Annotated in this window: 4 protein-coding genes; 2 read left to right on the top strand and 2 right to left on the bottom strand. The window is 35.0% G+C overall.

Going from position 1 to position 2,483, the window contains the following annotated elements; genetic code table 11:
- A partial coding sequence (locus R3333_RS14020; RefSeq protein ID WP_318959397.1) for a ChaN family lipoprotein occupies nt 1–610 on the top strand: 610 nt, incomplete at its 5' end.
- A 1-nt stretch (nt 611) separates the two neighbouring features.
- On the opposite strand, the gene R3333_RS14025 is transcribed toward R3333_RS14020, so the two are convergent.
- Entirely contained in the window at nt 612–1,400 is a 789-nt protein-coding gene (locus R3333_RS14025) for a glycosyltransferase (RefSeq protein WP_318959398.1), read from the bottom strand.
- An 81-nt stretch (nt 1,401–1,481) separates the two neighbouring features.
- Nucleotides 1,482–1,931 (bottom strand): lipoprotein, encoded by a 450-nt coding sequence (locus R3333_RS14030; RefSeq protein ID WP_318959399.1) that lies wholly within the window; start codon nt 1,929–1,931, stop codon nt 1,482–1,484.
- Between the two features lie 142 nt (nt 1,932–2,073).
- Here R3333_RS14030 and R3333_RS14035 point away from each other — a divergent pair.
- A partial coding sequence (locus R3333_RS14035) for a hypothetical protein (RefSeq protein ID WP_318959400.1) occupies nt 2,074–2,483 on the top strand: 410 nt, incomplete at its 3' end.

Below are 2,483 nucleotides of genomic sequence, written 5' to 3' on the forward strand. Positions count from 1 at the left end.
AGAAATGTTTGAACGTGATAATGAGAAGGAAATACAAAACTATTTAAACGATAGCATCAATAAGAAAGCATTTGATACTTTAGTGAGATTTTGGCCCAATTACGCCACAGATTATGCTCCACTTTTAGAATATTGCAAAGCGGATTCTATCCCCTTTCATGCTACAAATATTCCCCGCAGATTTGCGAATAATGTATATAAAAATGACTTCAGTGCATTAGACAGTTTAAGCAATGAGGAGAAAACTTGGGTAGCACCAATGCCAATCACCTTCTATGATACGCTTCCGCAATACCAAGCTATATTAGAAATGATGGGAGCTCATGGGAGTGTAAACCTAGTAAAAGCCCAAGCTATGAAAGATGCCACTATGGCGTACTTTATTTTAGAAATACTCAAATCCTCAGACCAGGTTCTACACTACAACGGAACCTTTCACTCAAATTTTCACGAAGGAATCTATTGGTATTTAAAACATTACCGTCCGGAAACTAGCATACAAACAATTGCCACGGTAGAGCAAGAAGATATAGAGCATTTGTCGGAGGAACATTTTGGGAAAGCAGATTTCATTATCGTTGTAGACAGTGACTTCCCTACAAGTTATTAAACTATAATTTCTTAATTCCATTGGCGCAAACAATTAAGTTTTGCGCCTTTTTTTCTGCCATCATTTTAAAATTAGCGGCTACAGCATCCTCTCCGTAAGATCTAGGGTGATAGATATGGTAAATAATTGCCTTGTTTCTCATTGACTTCTTTTTCAAACCTATAGCTTCAAGCCTCCATTCTATGTCGGTGTCCTCTCCTACACCAGCAGCCTTATAATCTTCGTCGTAGCCATTTACTTGAACAAGGTATTCTTTACGCACGCCCCAGTTACACCCCATCAAGCCTCTGAGTTTTGTAGATAAATGAAAAAAGGGGAAATAGATACTTTCTTTTACCTTGTAAGAATCTGTTCGCTTCAGTTTTAGAAAAGTTAAACTAGAAAAATCCATTGATGCCAGCAACTCTTTACTAATAGCCTCACCAAGATTCACCCTTCTACCACTCAAGATAGTACCTGGCTCATCTTCCTTTATGTAACACTCTACAAATCGACTGTGAGGGACACAATCTCCATCAATAAATACAAGCAGATTTCCACAAGCAATTTGAATGGACTTATTCAACATCTCATTTTTGCGAAAACCGTCATTCACAGCTTGATGAACATGTTGAATTGGAAATGAATAATCACCTTTTGAAGTCTCTAGAAATTCACGTGTTTCCTCATTATTATCATCATCATAAATAATTACTTCAAAATCCATTGAACTCTGGCGGTTAAAACCGAATAAAATCAATTTTAAATTTTCTAGGTTTTTATAGTAAGAAACAATTACAGAGACCTTCATATTCTTCATTAAGGAGGACGAAAATACAAAATTTGTTTCCATGAAAATAAAAAAGGGAAGCTAAGCCTCCCTTAAAATATTTTATCTGGTAAATGTAAGTAAATCGGTACCTCCATTTCCACCACTTATGTCTTGCAACTCAATTTTATAATCAGAATGTGTTAAAACATCCCAGTCATCTATCAAATCATCAAAGTCGTTAGATTCTGAAACATTAAAAGTTATATTGAAATCTATATCAGAATCATTTGAGTCATCATCAGAGCTACTACTCTTTGTTATCGACCAAGTGCCGTTGTACGTTGTAGCATTATTTGTAGCCACCAAAGATCCATCTTCTTTAAAAGTGAAAATATAACCTTGGAAATTGCTCGTTTCATCGTCTCCAGAATCTATCATTTTAGAAATAGTCCAATCTCCTAAAAGTACAGCATCTTCAATTTGCTCTATCTCTTTTTCAAGCGCCTTGTTCTTACTACATGCACTGAGCATAAAAACAATACCCAGAACTAAAAATATTGTGCGTTTCATGTGTTTAGTTTCTATTAAAAATACGAAAACAAAATCATTCATTACAACTTTTTCACCAAGTACATCCATTAGACCTCTGTAGTAAGCAATGTTGCAAAAAGCCTATTTTTACACTAACTTTTACACAAACAAATCAATTCTTATGAAAAAAGCACCTCTAATTTTTAGTACCATCCTTGGACTATTCATCCTAATGTCCTTTGTTTACCAGCAAGACACAACAAAGGAAAAATCGAATTCAGCCATTATTTACAACACAGAAAACAAAGAATGGATAAGCTCTAAAACTACCCTCATCTCAGCGTTTAATGAACTGGCTGAAGATTATCATCATGTAGATAAAGTATCGCTTTCTAAAATTGATGACGCCGAGTATACTCTTACTTTTTGGTTGAAATCTGGAGCACTAGCAATTGCATACACTTTAGAAAATAATGATGGAAATTTAGTACTTATCCCTTCTAAGGAAGTTTACCTTCATTCTTGTTCAGGAGCACCTTGTAGTTCTGTAGAATTAAAAGGATATGAAAACGATGATAGTTACCCCTCTTG

The organism is Lishizhenia sp. (genome assembly GCF_033720595.1).
Classification (GTDB): domain Bacteria; phylum Bacteroidota; class Bacteroidia; order Flavobacteriales_D; family Crocinitomicaceae; genus Lishizhenia.

Bases quoted from the DNA above. Each gene is read 5' to 3' on its own strand.
- R3333_RS14030 (WP_318959399.1), bottom strand. From the start codon at position 1,931: ATGAAACGCACAATATTTTTAGTTCTGGGTATTGTTTTTATGCTCAGT.
- R3333_RS14025 (WP_318959398.1), bottom strand. From the start codon at position 1,400: ATGAAGGTCTCTGTAATTGTTTCTTACTATAAAAACCTAGAAAATTTA.